The sequence below is a fragment of the Aquabacterium sp. A08 genome (assembly GCF_011742065.1).
Genome location: NZ_JAAQQT010000314.1, coordinates 1 through 221, shown reverse-complemented (window position 1 = coordinate 221; position 221 = coordinate 1). Strand labels below are relative to the sequence as shown.

General features: G+C 65.6%; 1 protein-coding gene. It reads left to right on the top strand.

The annotated features are described in order from the left end of the window. A partial coding sequence (locus tag HA630_RS01770) for an NAD(P)/FAD-dependent oxidoreductase (RefSeq protein ID WP_371809180.1) occupies positions 1–221 on the top strand: 221 nt, incomplete at both ends.

Here is a 221-nt window from a genome sequence, read left to right as displayed (position 1 = left end):
AAAGGCTCCGAGCCCGGTGCCCACATCCTCTCCGGCGCGGTGATGGACCCCATCGCCTTGAACGAGCTGCTGCCCAACTGGAAAGAACTGGGCGCCCCGCTGAACCAGCCCGTCACCGGCGACGAGGTGCTGTTCCTGAAAGAGCAAGGCGCCACCAAGACCCCCGACGCCCTGGTGCCCGACTGCTTCCACAACCACGGCAACTACGTCATCAGCCTGGG